The sequence below is a fragment of the Planococcus sp. APC 3906 genome, from assembly GCF_030407685.1.
Lineage (GTDB): Bacteria > Bacillota > Bacilli > Bacillales_A > Planococcaceae > Planococcus > Planococcus koreensis.
This window is the reverse complement of record NZ_JASDCW010000002.1, coordinates 181523-197920: the sequence shown is the minus strand read 5'-3', so window position 1 is coordinate 197920 and position 16398 is coordinate 181523. Positions and strand designations below refer to the sequence as shown.

The 16398-nt window shown below is 48.4% G+C and carries 15 protein-coding genes; 3 read left to right on the top strand and 12 right to left on the bottom strand.

All coding sequences use genetic code 11. The annotated features are described in order from the left end of the window. Window positions 1-464 precede the first annotated feature (464 nt). The 4 genes from fumC to QMA09_RS02370 form a co-directional block, all read right to left on the bottom strand. Window positions 465-1847, bottom strand: a complete 1383-nt coding sequence (fumC, locus tag QMA09_RS02385) for a class II fumarate hydratase (protein ID WP_135504203.1) — start codon at window positions 1845-1847, stop codon at window positions 465-467. Between the two features lie 95 nt (window positions 1848-1942). Continuing rightward, window positions 1943-3433, bottom strand: a complete 1491-nt coding sequence (locus tag QMA09_RS02380) for a UDP-N-acetylmuramoyl-L-alanyl-D-glutamate--2,6-diaminopimelate ligase (RefSeq protein WP_135504204.1) — start codon at window positions 3431-3433, stop codon at window positions 1943-1945. Window positions 3434-3654: 221 nt separating this feature from the next. Next, the gene (locus tag QMA09_RS02375; protein WP_290211878.1) at window positions 3655-4368 is read right to left on the bottom strand and encodes a hypothetical protein; all 714 of its coding nucleotides are present in this window, start codon (window positions 4366-4368) and stop codon (window positions 3655-3657) included. Window positions 4369-4439: 71 nt separating this feature from the next. Next, complete coding sequence (locus QMA09_RS02370) at window positions 4440-4973, bottom strand: P-loop NTPase family protein (protein ID WP_290211877.1); 534 nt, start codon at window positions 4971-4973, stop codon at window positions 4440-4442. Window positions 4974-5212: 239 nt separating this feature from the next. Here QMA09_RS02370 and QMA09_RS02365 point away from each other — a divergent pair, with 239 nt between their 5' ends. Then, entirely contained in the window at window positions 5213-5413 is a 201-nt protein-coding gene (locus QMA09_RS02365; RefSeq protein WP_006830093.1) for a cold-shock protein, read from the top strand. A gap of 227 nt (window positions 5414-5640) precedes the next feature. On the opposite strand, the gene QMA09_RS02360 is transcribed toward QMA09_RS02365, so the two are convergent. From QMA09_RS02360 to QMA09_RS02335, 6 genes are all read right to left on the bottom strand, one after another. Then, the gene (locus QMA09_RS02360) at window positions 5641-7284 is read right to left on the bottom strand and encodes a serine hydrolase (protein ID WP_290211876.1); all 1644 of its coding nucleotides are present in this window, start codon (window positions 7282-7284) and stop codon (window positions 5641-5643) included. A 147-nt stretch (window positions 7285-7431) separates the two neighbouring features. Continuing rightward, window positions 7432-7887 carry a GNAT family N-acetyltransferase gene (locus tag QMA09_RS02355; protein WP_290211875.1) on the bottom strand — a complete coding sequence of 152 codons (456 nt, stop codon included), beginning with the start codon at window positions 7885-7887 and terminating at the stop codon, window positions 7432-7434. Beyond that, window positions 7887-8339 (bottom strand): hypothetical protein, encoded by a 453-nt coding sequence (locus tag QMA09_RS02350; protein WP_135504212.1) that lies wholly within the window; start codon window positions 8337-8339, stop codon window positions 7887-7889. The genes QMA09_RS02355 and QMA09_RS02350 overlap by 1 nt, the downstream gene beginning before the upstream one ends. A gap of 102 nt (window positions 8340-8441) precedes the next feature. Then, a complete protein-coding gene (locus QMA09_RS02345) occupies window positions 8442-11069 on the bottom strand; it encodes an MMPL family transporter (protein ID WP_290211874.1) in 2628 nt (875 codons plus the stop codon). A 3-nt stretch (window positions 11070-11072) separates the two neighbouring features. After that, window positions 11073-11516: a MarR family winged helix-turn-helix transcriptional regulator gene (locus QMA09_RS02340; RefSeq protein WP_135504216.1), complete on the bottom strand. Its 444-nt coding sequence runs from the start codon at window positions 11514-11516 to the stop codon at window positions 11073-11075. Between the two features lie 215 nt (window positions 11517-11731). Then, window positions 11732-12811 carry an AI-2E family transporter gene (locus QMA09_RS02335; protein ID WP_135504218.1) on the bottom strand — a complete coding sequence of 360 codons (1080 nt, stop codon included), beginning with the start codon at window positions 12809-12811 and terminating at the stop codon, window positions 11732-11734. Between the two features lie 139 nt (window positions 12812-12950). Between QMA09_RS02335 and QMA09_RS02330 the strand changes: the two genes are divergently transcribed. After that, window positions 12951-13781 (top strand): undecaprenyl-diphosphate phosphatase, encoded by an 831-nt coding sequence (locus QMA09_RS02330; protein WP_290211873.1) that lies wholly within the window; start codon window positions 12951-12953, stop codon window positions 13779-13781. A gap of 46 nt (window positions 13782-13827) precedes the next feature. Here the strand turns inward: QMA09_RS02330 and QMA09_RS02325 are convergent, their stop codons facing one another. Together QMA09_RS02325 and QMA09_RS02320 are read right to left on the bottom strand one after the other, a co-directional pair. Beyond that, on the bottom strand, window positions 13828-14955 hold the full coding sequence (locus QMA09_RS02325; protein ID WP_290211872.1) for a CAP domain-containing protein: 1128 nt from the start codon (window positions 14953-14955) through the stop codon (window positions 13828-13830). Window positions 14956-15086: 131 nt separating this feature from the next. After that, window positions 15087-15914, bottom strand: coding sequence for a DUF368 domain-containing protein (locus QMA09_RS02320; RefSeq protein WP_290211871.1), 828 nt, complete (start codon window positions 15912-15914; stop codon window positions 15087-15089). 197 nt (window positions 15915-16111) lie between these two features. Here QMA09_RS02320 and QMA09_RS02315 point away from each other — a divergent pair, with 197 nt between their 5' ends. Beyond that, window positions 16112-16396 carry a hypothetical protein gene (locus QMA09_RS02315; protein ID WP_135504225.1) on the top strand — a complete coding sequence of 95 codons (285 nt, stop codon included), beginning with the start codon at window positions 16112-16114 and terminating at the stop codon, window positions 16394-16396. The last annotated feature ends 2 nt before the right edge of the window (window positions 16397-16398 follow it).

Sequence of the window (16398 nt, the reverse complement as noted above, 5' to 3'; positions counted from 1 at the left end):
TGCACCTCTTTTTTTCTGATTGTTCTTTCCGCTACCTACTTCGACGCCCGCCGAATAAAACCCTGCGCAGGAAGCGACGCTATACCAAAGACAGCATAGCCGATATTCCGCAAAACAGCCCCGCTTTCCTGCGGGCTTGCACCGAACTAACTCGTGCTAGCGCCCGAGTGGATTTCGGCACTTCGCTATCCCGCGGGAGTCGGCGCTATTTTGCTCCATATCTGGTGACTAATGTTGTACTGCTAATGGTGTATCTTTGAAATTCTTCAATTAAAGAAATAACTTGTCATTAAGAAACACCTTTGAATGAAGCGGAAGACGGCGACTCCTGCGGAATCAGCGTGAGCTGAAGGCCCCGCAGGAGCAAAGCGACGAGGAGACTGAAGCCGCGCCCGCGGAAAGCGTCCGGCTGAAGCGAAATGAAAAGGCTATCGAGAAGTTCTCGACAGCCCTTTCTTTTCTATTCAGTTGCCGACCATGTTCTCCGGACGGACCCATTCGTCGAATTGGTCAGCCGTCAAATGGCCGCTTTTCACTGCGGATTCTTTTAACGTCGAGCCATCGTTATGAGCTTGCTTCGCGATTGCCGCCGCTTTCTCATAGCCGATATGCGGATTCAAAGCCGTTACCAGCATCAATGAATTGCTTACGTGGTTCTGGATGACATCCAGGTTCGCCTCGATGCCGACTGCGCAATGATCGTTGAAGCTGACCAAGCTGTCTGTCAACAAGCGTACAGACTGCAGGAAGTTATAGGCGATAACTGGTTTGAAAACGTTCAATTCGAAATTCCCTTGGCTTGCTGAGAAGCCGATTGCCGCGTCGTTGCCCATTACTTGAGCAGCTACCATCGTCAATGCTTCGCTTTGCGTCGGGTTGACTTTCCCAGGCATGATCGAGCTTCCTGGCTCGTTTGCCGGAATCGTGATTTCGCCGATGCCGCTGCGCGGTCCGCTGGCAAGCCAACGGACATCGTTTGCGATTTTCATGGCATCGGCTGCAAGCGCTTTGATCGCGCCGTGCGTGTAAACCATTTCATCGTGGCTCGTCAATGCATGGAATTTGTTTTCTGCTGAAACGAATTTCGTGCCGACAGATTCACTGATGAAGTCAGCAACCGATGGACCGAATGTCGGATCCGCGTTGATGCCGGTTCCGACAGCAGTTCCGCCGATAGCAAGTTCGCGCATATATTCGACGCTTTCACGCACCATGCGTTCGCTCTTTTCAAGCATATGTCTCCAGCCGCTAATCTCCTGCCCCAATGTCAATGGCGTAGCATCCTGCAGATGCGTACGGCCGATTTTGATGACGTCATTGAATTTCTGGGCCTTCTCATCAAGCGTCGCCTTCAATTTTTGGATAGCCGGGATCAGGTTTTCTGTTACCGCTAAAACACCCGCCACGTGCATAGCTGTCGGGTATGTATCATTCGAGCTCTGTGACATGTTCACGTCATCGTTGGGATGGAGTTTTTCCTCTGACGATTGCTCCGCCAGGATTTCGTTTCCACGGCGCGCCAATACTTCGTTCATGTTCATATTGGATTGCGTACCGCTTCCTGTCTGCCATACGACAAGCGGGAAATGGTCGTCCCATTTACCTGCAATCACTTCATCCGCCGCTGCGCTGATCGCTTGCATTTTCGCTTCAGAAAGCTTGCCTAATTTATGGTTCGCTTTGGCAGCCGCTTTTTTCAATTCCGCGAAGGCCATAACGACTTCATGCGGCATACGTTCTGTGCCGATTGCAAAGTTTTGGACGCTGCGCTGAGTCTGGGCTCCCCACATTTTGTCCGCTTCTACTTGAATTTCGCCGATCGTGTCTTTCTCTGTACGATATTGCATTCCATTCACTCCAATTCAAAGTCGTTTATAAAGCTTCTCTTCTATATTATAAACACAAGATGGCAGGAAAAAGGGATTTTCCGCAGTGAAATACGCTATTTTAATCCTTCGAAATAGCTTTCGATAATCTCTTCATCCGAATGCGGCACAAATTCCCCGCGTATCTTCTGGGCTCCATTAATGCAGCCGCTCGACAAGAGGATAATGTCATCCGGACCGCTTTCACGCAATGCGGCCATTACCGCTTCACGGCGGGTGGGAACTGGCACGACTTGCTGTTTGTAAGGGACCGTAAACCCTTTGAGCACTTCATTGACGACGTCGTCCGGGTTGTTGAAGTCGGGATGGTCAACAGTGACAATAATGACATCCGCCTTGCCTTCAGCCGCTTTTGCCATTTTCGGCATTTTCCCGAAATCACGGATGCCGATGCCTGCAATAAGCGTGATCAAACGCTTATGGGGCAGCTTCTTCACTTCACGCATGACCAAGTCGAGCGCAACCGGCGTATGCGCATAGTCCAAAATGATTTTCCGGCCTTCCGGGCCTGCAATCATCTGGAAACGGCCTTCCACCTGCGGCATTCTTGGCAGCACTGAGATAATCTGCTCCATTGATGCGCCGGACAATAAAGCTGCTCCGATAGCAGCCGTTAAATTAGCCGCATTGTATTCGCCGAACAGCGGCACTTGGACGTCAAAAACCTGTCCTTTATAATGAAGGTCGAAGCGCATGCCCATCCCTGCACCTTCCAGCCTCGTCCAGATCAAATCTGCACCGGAATCTTCAAAATGGCTGTAAGTCAGGCCTGGATAATTGACGACGGCTAAAATCTCCTGTGCCATTCCTTTATCATCCAAATTGATGACAGCGTGTTTCGCCTGGCTGAACAACAGTAATTTGCTTTTCAGGTAATGTTCGAATGTTTTGTGGTATTCCAGGTGCTCTTCGGAAATATTGGTATGGATGGCGACATCAAAATTAATGCCTTCCACACGCTTTTGGTCCAGTGCAATCGACGAAACTTCCATCGAAACCGCCTGGTCGCCGTGAGCCGCCAATTGCGAAAAAATTTGATGGATATCTGAAGAAATCGGTGTTGTAGGGGTGCTTTTTTTATACGGGAATTTCCCATCGGAATTAAAGATGCCTGTCGTGCCGATGAACCCGCAAGCGATCCCGAGCAAATTAAATAGGTTATAAACATATGTGGCTGTCGTGGTTTTTCCATTAGTCCCAGTGACCCCGACTTTGATCAGCCGGTCTTGGGATCTGCCGTGAAAAAGGATTGAAGCATGTGCAAGCGCATGGCGCACATCTGCTACTGCGACAAACGAAACATCCGGATAAAGCGGTACGTATTTTGTCAACGCCGCTAAATCGGAGCCGATAATCGCTGATGCCCCTTTTTCCAACGCTTCTGGAATATAAAGATGGCCGTCTGTATTTTCTCCAGTTACGCAGAAGAACGCAGCGCGTTCTGCCGAGTCTGCGGAATTGTATACAATCGAACTGATCTCCTGATTTTCAGGTCCAAACTGATCAATGATTGAAAACTCCGGAATATGGTCGAATTGTATATTCATTGGACACCTCTTAGTATAGAATTAATGCGTTTTTTGAAATTCCCTCCAATATAGTCATGACATTATTCTATCATTTCCCTACCCTACCGCAAACCGTTTCTTCCTTAGTTCTATAATTATTTGTGATTCCATAGTCTTAATCAATTTTATTCAGACAAACTTACAAAAATACCCATTAAAAAGCCGACAAAAAAGCATTATCGCTTTTTGCCGGCTTTATATTAAAGAACTGGTTTTGCAAATTGAATTTCATAATACCCTTTGGTGACCAAGAAGCCGATTCCTTCATATCCTTCTTCAAGCAAGGACTTCTGCGCCTCCAAATCATCGATCTTGGCAGCCGTGTGGTCCGTGTATTTAGGAGCAGGGTTTTTCAGGTCCTTGACCAGGATGTAACGCTGCATTCCTTCATATTTTTCTTTAAAGGCACCGATGTGCATATGTTGGGAAAACTTATCCTTCAAGCTCGGGATGTTCATCGGGGCCACAGTACAGCACACATAACGGAACTGCTCTTCCATCTTCGGCAATTCTTCCATGATGACTTCCGCCAATTTCTGTTGCAGCCTATTGCCGCGGTACTCAGGCAGCACTACTGAAATTTCCTGATAAATGACATGCGGCAGCTCTTCCGCCGGCAGCCCGAGATCATAGCCCAGATGCTCTTCGTCAATCTCCGGAATGAGCAGCGCCCTGAAGCCGATCAATTGCCCTTCGGCGAATGCACCGACCAGCAATCCGCGTTCATTCAATATGAACAGGAATTCTTCTGTGGTCAAGGGCTGCAGGACCGTTTTATCGGGCAATGAGTGGATGACCTTCTGCTGGACTTGTTCAATAATCGGCAAGTCTTCCAAGTACAGCCGCTTCATATGCATTGGCTGCTTTTCATGCAATTGCTGGTTTACGATGGTCCCTTCATATAGATGCGTCATGGCCATTCTCCTAATCGTCTAATTTATACCTTAAGAATAGCACGTCCCCGAAAAATCATCTTGCCTTTTTTTCAAGCAATCCGCTCTTTATCCACTGTTTCCAGAAAACCCGCTATCTCTTTTTTTCCAGATAACAAGATCACTTTATTGCCATCACGCGCTTCCAAGAAACTGCGCATTCTGCTGCGCATCTTCACTTTGCGCGCTGCATAGGTCGTCACGATAAACTTGAGAAATTCCCATTCCATCTTTTCCGGGCACCCTTCACCCATATCGGGGCGGGTCTTTCCTATATTCGACAGCCAGCGCTTTAAGACACGGTACAGGCAGACACGAAGCGGCAGCTCCAAATAAATGAACGTATCTGCCTGAGCCATGCGGATATCGAAAGTTGAAGAATAATTGCCTTCAATGATCCAACGGTCCCTTTTGACGATATTGTACTGGACTGATTCGAACTCTTCCTTTTCCGCTTCTTGCCAGCCCGGCTTCCAATGGTAGGAATCGAGATGGTGGACTGGCAGATCCAGTATTTCTCCAAGCTTTGCTGCAAAAGTCGACTTCCCGACTCCTGCAGATACACCCACAACCATTATTTTTCTCATCTAATAAATGCCCCCTTTTCGCGCTTAACCCTACATTCTGCGCGGTTTTCCGTACAATGTCCAAGGAGTAGATTATACAATTTCATCATTTGGCTTGCAATATGTAAAAACCCGTGTTATTCTTAGGAAGAATTATTTTTGTTCGGATAACTTTTTACAAAGTGTCAGATGTCCATCTGCAAGATTTGAGCAAGGATAGTAATACAATGTATGCTTACGCATACGAGGAGGAAACACACATGGAACAAGGTAAAGTAAAATGGTTTAACTCAGAAAAAGGATTTGGCTTCATCGAACGCGAAGGCGGCGACGATGTATTCGTACATTTCTCAGCTATCCAAAGCGAAGGATTTAAATCTCTTGACGAAGGTCAAGAAGTAACTTTCGACATCGAGCAAGGCCAACGCGGTCTTCAAGCTACTAACGTACAAAAAGCTTAATTCTAAGCTACCTATTTCAGGCTCTTCTTCGGAAGAGCCTGTTTTTTGGTTCAATAAAAAAGCGCAGCCCCGCGGCTGCGCTTTTTTTATTGCGTTGGATTCATTTGAAAATACCATTGGAACCCTAAAAAAATCAGAATAATCGCCAGCAGCGTTCCACCAACGATAAAAATCGCTATTTTTTTCCCTTCCATGCCTTCACCCCGTTTTAGATTAGATAACCAGTGTCATTTCTGTTCAATTAATGACCGTTCAACAAGTTTCATCGCTTCATATGCGCTTTCGCTATGATTGGCTAACACAGCAAGGATAGCTCCCTTATCAGCATAATAGGCCGATTGGAAGCTGACGCCCGGATCCCATCCAGTGACAAAGTATTTTTGTTCGCCGCCGCGTGACATCCAAACACCGTAGCCATAATCATTGTAGCGGCTCGACGCATGCGGCTTCAGCATCGTGGCAAGCATCTCCTTGGACACCAGCGACCCATCCATTAAATGCTCCCAGAACAAGACCATGTCCCCCGCTGTTACGAAAGCACCGCCATCCGGTCCGCCTTTAATTGGAACCGCGTACTGGTTCGTCCGCCATGAATCGTCTTCGGAGATATAGCCATAAGCGGTTTCGGAAGGCAATTGGTCAAGGCTGAAATACCCCGAGTTCACCATGCCTGCCGGCGCAAAAATCCGTTGTTCCACAAACTCCGTAAACGGCTGCCCTGTTATTTTCTCAACTACCAGTCCTAGAGCGATAAATCCGGCGTTATTATAATGGAACTTTTCACCCGGTTGAAAAAGCATTTCTTTTTTATGGAAAAGAGGGATGAAATCCGACGCAGATTTCATCAAATACATCGGATGTGTTTTCCAAAGCTCTTCAAAGCTGGCGTTTTGCTCTTCATCGAAATAATCTGGAATTCCAGATGTATGTGTCAGCAAATGATGCAGCGTCACATCGAAATGAGGAAACGATTCCGGCAGCAAAGACGACAGACGGTCTTCAAAACTCAGCTTTCCTTCTTCAACCAATTGGCATATCGCCACTGCCGTGAAGATTTTGCAGCCAGATGCAATGGCAAAACGAGTGCTCAGCGAATTCGGTCTTTCATTTGCGCGATCCGCCAAACCTTTAGCAATCGTCCAAAGCTGTTCTTTTTTCAGTAGAACGACACCCGAAAACCCCATGTTCTCAAGCCCTTCTTCAACAGGCTTGGACGGGCGTGTCTCCAAAAAATGCCCTTCCTCGTCAATTTCAACCTGGCGCCCATCCACCAGCTCAATCGCCAACGGATGAACCTCGCTTTTTTGCTTTGAGAAATACCACACACGCTTTGGAGCTACAAGCAGGATAAAAGCATCTCCTTGTCCTAGAAAATTCAACGCTTTCGCTTCGATCCCTTTATTGCCGCGCACTGGGATGTCCATATCTTCCAACTGCTCCCCAACCCTTTCAACGAAAGGCGTCGTGATGCTCACTTCACTGATGTTGAGCAAGGAGTCGATTGTGAAATCGCCCATCCGGTCGACGTTCCGGCGGCCGATAAATTCAACGACATTGCCCGCAGGATCCTGGAAGTAGAATGCATCTGCATTGAAATTTGCGTAGAAAACTTCGTCCATGCCTTCCTGCCGGTTCAGCGCAACCCGTGAAGCAGCCCAGCTTTTGGCTAACGTGAATTGGTTGCCTGGAATATTGAACGCAAAATGGTAGACAGCTTTCCGCTCTGATTCTTTAAAAATCAAGGTGGAGCTCCCAATAGCCAGAGTAAAGCTGCCACTGTCTTCTTCGACAATCCGGAAGCCCATCTGGTATTCGTAAAACCCTTTCATTTCTTCCAATCGATCTGTAAATAAGGTCACTTTCTTGAACATGAAATCACCTCTTGCTATTAGCATACCGAATGTTCATCCATTTTTCCTCTTTTTCCACTAAGACAACCCTTATTCGAGCAAATCCCCTCAGACAGACGCTTTTGATTTTCTGCAGAAAAAGAAAACCCTTCCATATTCGGAAGGGTTTTAAAGCAATTCGTATTCAAGACGGACCATATCTTCGCATCGGATGCCATTTTCGACAATCGGTTCGGGGTAATTCCGCAGAAAAAAGCCGCGGTCAATTGACACCATGCGTAATCCGCATTTCTGATATAGCGCCAGTTGGCCAAGGCTCGAATTTCCAGTGCCGATCAAAACTTTGCGGAACCCCAGGCGCCTGGCTTCCGCTAAGGCATGAACAATCAATTTTTTTCCAAGCCCTTTACCGCGAATATGTTCAGCAACCGCGATGTTTTTGATCTCGACAACGGCCGCATCCCGCGGAAAAAGGACCAGCACACCCATTGTGCCCTTAGCGGTTTCTACAACGTAGACCCGGCTATCAGCGCAATACGAACGGACCAGTTTTTCCGAAGGATCCGCTTCAAGCAATAGCTCCATTGGCAGCGGCTCTTCTTTTTCGAGCAGCCGAATGTCCATTATTTCGGTTCTTTGAACCCTTGTTCAAGCAGGTAATCTTCAGCATCGCTAAACGTGCCGAAGGTTTCCTCGAGGTTCTTGCCTGTGTAAAGATTCCAGAACGGTTCTTCGTAGACCAGATCCAATTTTTCATTGTCCCGGTTTGTCCATGTTTTGTCGTAAGGCGGCTCCGGTTCAAGCGACAGGTAATCGATTGAGTCAGCGACAATGCTGTGCAACTCTTTTTCCGAGAAATCGCGGATGTTGACGAACCCTTTGTTGTCCGCTTTGTATTGCGGCAAGTTGCCGACATAAACAAAGCCGTTGCCAGTTGGATGAAGATGGTAGACGACGATTTTCTTGTCGTACAGGCTATCTTCGTAATGGAAGTTCACGCGTTTCATCGACACGTCTTTGCGTGTCAGGTCCGGAAACGATTCAATGATTTTCAGTTTTTCTTCAAATGTAAGCACGTTGGAAACCCCGTTTCATTTAGTCAATATATTTTCATTATACCACGGCATGGCCCATTCCCCCATTAAACAGAAAAATGCCGCCCGAAGGCAGCATCTCTCTTATTTTGTCCGATTTTTCATGCCGAACGGCCACCAGACGCCGCGGTCGAATGACACGGAAATCGCCGGGATCAGGAGCGGCAAGACGATCAAGCCATACAACAGCAGCCCCGTGATGACGATTGTCGCAATCTGGACCAGGCTGAGGACGCCTGAAGGCATCATCGCGCCGAAAGTTCCAGCAAGGATAATCGCAGCCGTGATGATGACCGTTCCCATTTTCGCCATGGAAATCTGCATGGCCTCCCGGACGCTGATGCCATTTTCCGACTCTTCGCGGAAGCGGTCGAGCAGGAAGATGGAATAGTCGACGCCGAGCGCCACCAGCATCACAAAGCCGAAGAACGGTACAGCCCAGCTGATGCCGTCATAGCCAAGGGCGTTGACGAAAATCAGTTCGGCAATGGCAATCGACGTGTAATACGTCAAAAGCAATGAGCCGATCATGTAAAGCGGCATAATCAACGAACGGAACAACAATGCAAGGACGACGAACAAGCTGACCAGCATGATGAGGACGGTCTTGCTGAAGTCGCTTGATGAGACGTCCTGCAAATCGCTGTTGATGCTTGCAATGCCGCCGTATGCGATATCCGCTTGTTCAAGCGGCGTATCGACAACACTGCGCGCAACAGTTTCTTTGATTTCTGCCGTTGTGTCAATCGCTTCAGGCGAATAAGGGTCGTCCGCCAAGATGACCTCCATTTTCACGCCATTGCCATCTGCAAATGTGTAGCGTTCCAGCACCTGCTCAAAATCAGGGCTGTCCAAAGTGCCTTCCGGAATAAAGAGTCCTGTAGCGCGTACAGATTCACTTTCACTCATGTCCTCCATCATCGCCACAGCTTCCGTTAAGCCGTCCTGGATTTGCAGCAAGCCGTCATTCGACGCACCGACGCCTTCTGCCAGCTGCCCCAGCCCCGAGCCGAGTTCACTTGTTTGGGCTGCAGCACCTGCAAGCCCTTGCTGGACTTGTGCCAGGCCGCCGCTGATTTGCGTCAACGCGCCAACCGTCTGCGGAATATTGCCTGTCTGCTGAAGGCCTTGTGAAACTTGGCCGAGCTGGGCATTTAACTCCCCAAGCCCCGCTGCAGCATCCCCTAAGCCGCCAGCGCCTCCTGCTTGCGCACTGATGCCGGACAAATTGGTTTCGATTTCAGCGAGGCCCGTTTGCACATCGCCCAAACCGTCCCTCGCTTCTGCCAGCCCTTCCGCCAGCAAGCCGATTTGGCGGTCGGCATACAGGTCGTCAATCACTTCGCCTGTCGGGCGTGTGATTGCGCGAACCGCTTCAACGCCGTCAATTTTTTCGATTTCTGAACTTACAGACTCGAAATACGGGACAATCGCTTCGTCAGCCAAGTTTTCATCTGACTCGATAATCACTTCGACCGGCAGCGAATCCCCTTTCCCGAAGCCGTTTTCAATAGCGCGCAGCCCTTTGACCGATTCGTATTCCGAACCGATTTCATCGACTGTATTGAAAGACAGCGCGTTGTCGTAAGTGAACAGCAACGGGATTGTGATCGCAGCTACGACCAGCATCGACAGCAACGGACGGTTGATCGACAATTTGCCCATCCAGATCCACAACTTGCTGTCTTTATGTGAAGCCGATTTTTTCGCCGGCCAGAACAATTTATGCTTCAATAGCGCCATGAAGAACGGCACCACGGTGAACAGCACAATGAGCAGCACGAAAATGCCCACCGCTACGGCAACAGCCGATTTGAAAATCGGAAATTCCGCGAAGCCGATGGCAAAGAATCCGATAAATACGGCTGCTCCACTGATCAACAATGTGCGGCCCGCCGTTTTATAGGTGTTGACAATCGACGTCTCCACGCTATGGCCAGCTGATAATTCCTCTTTGTAGCGGCTCAGTAAGAGGATGCAATAATCCGTCCCGATTCCGAAAAGGATTGCTACCAGGAAAATCTGTGTATAATTCGACACCGGAAATCCGAACCAGTCAATGAAGAATGCCACAAGCGATTGGCTCAATAGATACGTGATGCCAACCGCAACGAGCGGGATAAACGGTGTGACGATCGAACGGAATACTGCCAGCAATAAACCGAAGATCAACACTACTGTGATGATTTCGGTGCGCTTCAAGCCTTCCTGCGCACTGATGTTGACGTCGTTGTTGATGATGGCTTCACCGGTTACGTACGCGGTCATGCCTTCCGGAACGACCGATTCCCGGATGTCGGCAGCAACGGCATTGACTTCTTCGTCCGAGCCGTCGACCGTTACCGGCATCAAGACCGTCTTGCCGTCTTCCGATACCAATTGCCCTTCGAGTTCCGGACTTTCAACCGGATTCAGCACGCTTGCGACTGGATCTCCAAGCGCTTCGATTTCGGCCGCCATCTCTGACAGCGTTTCGCGCATGGCGTCATCCAATTCGTTTTCAAGCGGCATGACCAGGGAAATCGTCTGTGCCGAAGCCCCTGCTTCCGCTAAAATAGTGGCTGCCTGTTGGGAAGAAGCTTGTTCTGAAAGCTGGAACGATCCTGCTTGTTCCGCCTGTTCCGTTAAATTTGGCGCCAGTAAGAACAACGCGATCGTCAAGACGATCAACCCGATCATGATCGGCCATTTCAATTTCAATACTGTATGCATCTTTTACACTCCATCCGTTGTGATAATGTCTTTCAGTTTGCGGAACGTCGCCAGGAACTGGTCAATTTCCGCATCGCCGATTTGCTGGCTGAATAGTTTCTCAATGTAATTCGTCAGCACCGTGTCCGATGCCAGCAGAACCTCTTCGCCTTTCGGGGTCAGTTCGAGCACCTTTTCCCTGCGGTTCGGCGTTTCGACTATCCGGATCAGCTCTTTTTCCAGCATCTTTTTGATGCGGCTTGAAATGGCGCTTTTATGCACAGCTTGAAGCACTGCCAGCCGGCCCGAGGTAATGCGCTGCTCTTTGCTGATCAGTTTAAGCATTTGCATCTGTTCAGGCGAATACTCTTTCCATAACGGATCATCGATCGACTTGATGACACGCTCTGTGCCATAAACCATTACTTCCGTGAATAAATCCACCGCTTCTTTAATTCGTGCATCCATAATAGTTTACCCCCTCAACTAAATAACAGTTTAGGGGGTAAACTATTTTACGTCAAGATATAAGTAAGAGAGCTTCAGAAATTTACAGGCCCCGTATTTCAGCTTCCTTTCGCTATGAACGCATAAAAAAGCCGCCGAAAAAGTTTCGGCGGCTGGAAAGGAAAAATTTCCCCTCTTATTTTATTCACAATGGGACGTTCTTGATTCCCACGTTGCTACACTTCTTTCGTAGCGGTTTGCCTAATGTCTTTTCGGCGTGCATAGACGTTCTTGGCAATCGTTTTCAACACAGCATAAACCGGGATTGCCAGAATGATTCCCCACAAGCCGGCAATATTCCCTGCAGCCAAAATCAAGGTAATGACCGTCAAAGGATGGACATCAAGCGCGTTGCCCATCACGTTCGGCGTAATCAGATTGCTCTCGACCTGCTGCGCAATCAGCATGATGATCGCCACATAAACGGCCATGATCGGATCCTGCACCAGCGCAATAAGAATAGCTGGAATAACTGCAATATATGGTCCCAGGAACGGGATGACGTTTGTCGCCATACCGATGATTGCGAGCAGCAGCGCATATTCCAAGCCGATGATCAGGTAGCCGATCAACAGCATGATGCCGACCAGGAAACTGACGAAGAGCTGCCCTTGGATATAAGCTTGCAGCGTCTCGTCGATATCGCTCAAGGTCTTGCGGATCCATGTTTTGCGTTCACCTTTGAAAAATCCGGCTATAAACGGCGCGAATTTATCGTGGTCGAGCAGCAGGTAAATCAAGAAGAACGGCACCAGCACGAGAGTAATCACTCCCGAAACAACACTGCCCAGGAATGCCAGAACCCACGAACCTACATTGCCGGCCCAGTCTCCGACCTTGCCTTGCATGCCGTTGATCTGCTCTTCAATTGAATCCGGCAGGCGATCCCGCTGGTTAAACCAGTACATGCCGTATTCTTCAACATCTGCAGCAATGCCAGGGGCATTGTCGACCAGGGAGTTGACCTGTTTTGAAACCATCGGCCCTACCATAGCATAAAGCAGGTAGAACACCAGGATGATCAGCAAAAGAATGATCAAAACTCCTGACCAGCGCGGAAATTTCTTTTTCTCCAATAAGCGGAGAAGCGGGCGGCTCAAGTAAAACAGCACGCCTCCCAAAAGCAGCGGAATAAAGATTGTTTGTGCAATGATGAATAATGGATCAAATATGTCTTGGACTTCTATGAATAATCGAATAATGACTAAAGCAAGAATAATTCCAATCCCTACTTGAAACCAAAGTTTACTAGTCAAAAAAAGCTCACTCCCTTTCCTACATTTGAGTATACCCAATATATCATGAAATACATCCTTTTTTAGGCAGCGAACTTTTTTGGCGCAAGGACGTCTATAATAGTCGGCTCCAAATTCACTTTACCGGAGGAGGCATTCAATGGATCAATTATGGCTGACAATCAAATTTTTGCTGCTGGGTTTATTCCAAGGATTGACGGAACCCATTCCGATTTCCTCCAGCGGACATCTGCTCATTGCACAATATTTTTTAGGCGTGGAAATCGAAGGCAGCACGTCGACATTCGCGCTGCTTGTCAACAGCGCATCACTTATCGCTGTGCTGATCATTTACCGCACTGATATCCGGCGTCTCGTCGCCAACGGCTTTATGTATCTTACCGTCAAAAATGAAGAAAACAAAAGAGACTTCCTATTTCTACTTTACTTGATCATCGCGACCATCCCTGCTGCAATCATCGGAGTGCTGTATCAGGACGCAATCGACGAATTGTTGTCATCGATCGTTACGGTCGGCGCCACGTTAGTCGTCACCGGCATCGGGCTCTGGCTGATCCGCAATATGCGGGGCCAGCGGAAAGACGGCAGCCTGTCTGTGAAAGACGCGCTGATCATCGGCTGTGCACAGGCTGTTGCGCTGATCCCCGGCATCAGCCGCAGCGGCGCGACGATCGTTGCGGCCATGGCCCGCGGCATCAACCAGGAAACCGCATTACGCTTCTCGTTTTTGCTGTTCATCCCGATCAGCCTGGGGGGCGCTGTCCTGAGCATCAGCGACATCGTCAACGATTCCAACCTCAGCCAGATGGCCATCCCTTACATAATGGCATTTTTAGGATCGCTCGTTGCTTCCTATTTTTCGTTGAAGTGGTTCATGAACATCATGGCCAAAGGGCAATTGAAGTATTTCGCCCTCTATTGCTTCATCGTCGGACCGCTTGTGATTCTGGCCTGGCTTGTGCTGAACTGAATCAAAAAATTAAAGCACGGCCATCTCGATGATGGCCGTGCTTTTTTTATCTATTGAAGAAGTTGGCGGTGAAATAGGGCTGGTTGTCTGAGTTGAATGCTGCTCCGACTCCGAGATAGCCGAAATCCCGTTTGACGATGTTTTCGCGGTGGCCCAGCGAATTCATCAGGCCTTCGTGGGCAAAGATGCTGCTGTACTGGCCGTAAGCCAAATTCTCGCCTGCGACAAAGAATGTGATGCCATCATCGCCCATGCGATCGAATGGCGATTTCCCTTCCAAATTCGTGTGGCTGAAGTATTTGTTGTCGGCCATGTCTTCACTATGTTTGCGCGCGGTCTCTTTCGTTGCCTCGTCCCATTTCAAAAGCGGAAGCTCCCGCTGGATGCGCGCAGAGTTGGTCAATTCAAATAGCAGGTATTCATACCCTTCGCGCACTTCATCGTTCGGCTCCGCATAAATCTCTGGACGGTTTTCTTCAAGTCCGCCGTCGATCACTTGGATAGCCGTCACTGTATTTTCCTCGTGGAGATCGTAGAATACGGTGATGTAGATGGAGTCGATTTTAAAAACGTCGTATTCTTCACGTGTATCAAGGATGTACTGGACGTTCCCTTTTTGCAGGCTCTTAAGCGGTATGCCCAGCGCAGACCGCACCTCCGCCCGTTTCGACTGCATCGTTATCTCTTTCGTAGAGGAAATCAGCGCCTGGTTGGTGAACATGCCATTCACTTTGCCTTCCTGATCATATGACAGCAAGACATAGTTTTGATAATCCTGGTGGTAGCTATGCCAATCGGTTCCATATTCGTTGCGCATCAATCGGAGTGGCAGGCCCACTTTCGCTTGCGCCTCTTCTTTTGTCATGCCAAGCGTAACGTTGTGGACTGCGAACAGCGATTGTGTTTCATCAAGAGCCGGCTTGGAAACCGCAACGGGCATTTCCGCGGAACTGCTTGCGACAAACGACTTCAGCTGGCCGCCTACTTGCAGTGTGAATTGTTTAGCCTGAGTTAACGCGTTTTCAATCGCCGGCCCCTCTGTGACCTGATCCACGGCCCGGTCAATCGGCGCCAAAAAACCAAGGTCTACATATTCACTTGCTTTGTCTTCCCATATGGGCCGTGCCATAAAAACAAGCACCAGCAGAATCAGCAGCCAAAATAATTTCCGCAAGCATATCCCTCCTTTTTCTTCAGTTTAAATGGAAACGTGTTTTCCAGAAAGCATAAAGCTTGTTATCGATACAGAAAAACCCTTTTACGTTATCGGCAAAAGGATTTTCCAGGGGCTTTATCAGCAATTCATTAATCTGTAATGGTGGTCTTTTTAGGCGAACTGAACAGCAGCGTAAAGACCAAGCCCGCTGCAAAAGTGGCAGCGCTTAGTGCAAGGGTCCCAGGATCTGCTGAAAAGCCAGGGAACACAACAAACAATGACCCTATTATCAAGCCGATGATGGCAGCATAGGTGACATACGTAAAATGCTCAAGCAAATACTGAATCGCTTTACTGCTGACGATAAAGCCTGCGATGACCCCCGCTCCAATTGCCATGGCGATTGGAATATTAAGCGTCGACAACGCGTTGATGGCGGTCGAATAGACGCCGAGCAGCAGCAGGATGAACGAGCCGCTGATTCCAGGAAGCAGCATTGCCATGCTGGCAAGCCAGCCGGAGAAAAACAGCATGAAGAATATCGGAACGCTCAAGCTTGTAATCGGTTCGACATTATCATTCGTTTGGATAAAAGCAGTAGCTGCTAGTGCAGCGCCAATCGCGATCAAAATGAAAAAATGGCGGCGGGTGAAATTCTTTTTAACTTCCGCCTGTTTCATGATGTAGGGGATGACACCCAAGATCAGTCCCATGAAAAAGAACTGGGTTGCTTCATAATGCTGATGAAGCAAATATTCGATGACTCGGCTGAACGCCAGCAGCGTAATGACGATTCCAAGGCCGAGAGGGACAAGAAAACCTAATTGCTTTTTCCATTCCCGGCTGAAAAATCCGCTGATTGACGACAAGAGCCGGTCGTAGATTCCTAAAATAAATGCGATTGTGCCTCCACTGACACCTGGAATCAAATCACTGATTCCCATGAGGATGCCGCGGTATATATTTTTCCATTCCATTGTTCAAATCTCCTCATAATTAGAATTGCCTTCCTTGATTATAGCGTTAGTCGATAAGAAACTCACCCTAAAAATAGCAGAGAGACCAATTTTCTCCACTCTATGTCCAAAACTGGAATTCCAGCCTCTAAAGGGAACCTCGCGGCTGATGATGCGTCCTTACTATCAGCAACTCTAAAAAGGCGGAGGTTATCTTTATGAAGGGCTTCCTTTCACTTCTGGGCATCACTTTAATCGTCGGGGCATTCGGATTAATCCTTTTATCTTTCTCAGACAACCCTCTCGAAGAACTGAAAAAACAAGAGAGAATGTACGCATATATGGAAACGCGGCAAAATCATTCACCCGATCCGGCACTTAGTTTGCTGGACCAAGCTTCAACGAGCGTACAGCCGGAAACGCTTGAACTCGATTTCTCACTGAACAACGGCCAAAGCTGTGAAAATCCTGCTTTTACGCAAAAAAAGGCTGGCTCTGATTGATA

Bases quoted from the DNA above. Each gene is read 5' to 3' on its own strand.
- QMA09_RS02355 (WP_290211875.1), bottom strand. From the start codon at position 7,887: ATGGACATTCGGCTGCTCGAAAAAGAAGAGCCGCTGCCAATGGAGCTA.
- QMA09_RS02345 (WP_290211874.1), bottom strand. From the start codon at position 11,069: ATGCATACAGTATTGAAATTGAAATGGCCGATCATGATCGGGTTGATC.
- QMA09_RS02320 (WP_290211871.1), bottom strand. From the start codon at position 15,914: ATGGAATGGAAAAATATATACCGCGGCATCCTCATGGGAATCAGTGAT.
- QMA09_RS02375 (WP_290211878.1), bottom strand. From the start codon at position 4,368: ATGACGCATCTATATGAAGGGACCATCGTAAACCAGCAATTGCATGAA.
- QMA09_RS02360 (WP_290211876.1), bottom strand. From the start codon at position 7,284: ATGTTCAAGAAAGTGACCTTATTTACAGATCGATTGGAAGAAATGAAA.
- QMA09_RS02380 (WP_135504204.1), bottom strand. From the start codon at position 3,433: ATGAATATACAATTCGACCATATTCCGGAGTTTTCAATCATTGATCAG.
- QMA09_RS02340 (WP_135504216.1), bottom strand. From the start codon at position 11,516: ATGGATGCACGAATTAAAGAAGCGGTGGATTTATTCACGGAAGTAATG.
- QMA09_RS02370 (WP_290211877.1), bottom strand. From the start codon at position 4,973: ATGAGAAAAATAATGGTTGTGGGTGTATCTGCAGGAGTCGGGAAGTCG.
- QMA09_RS02315 (WP_135504225.1), top strand. From the start codon at position 16,112: ATGAAGGGCTTCCTTTCACTTCTGGGCATCACTTTAATCGTCGGGGCA.
- QMA09_RS02330 (WP_290211873.1), top strand. From the start codon at position 12,951: ATGGATCAATTATGGCTGACAATCAAATTTTTGCTGCTGGGTTTATTC.
- fumC (WP_135504203.1), bottom strand. From the start codon at position 1,847: ATGCAATATCGTACAGAGAAAGACACGATCGGCGAAATTCAAGTAGAA.
- QMA09_RS02365 (WP_006830093.1), top strand. From the start codon at position 5,213: ATGGAACAAGGTAAAGTAAAATGGTTTAACTCAGAAAAAGGATTTGGC.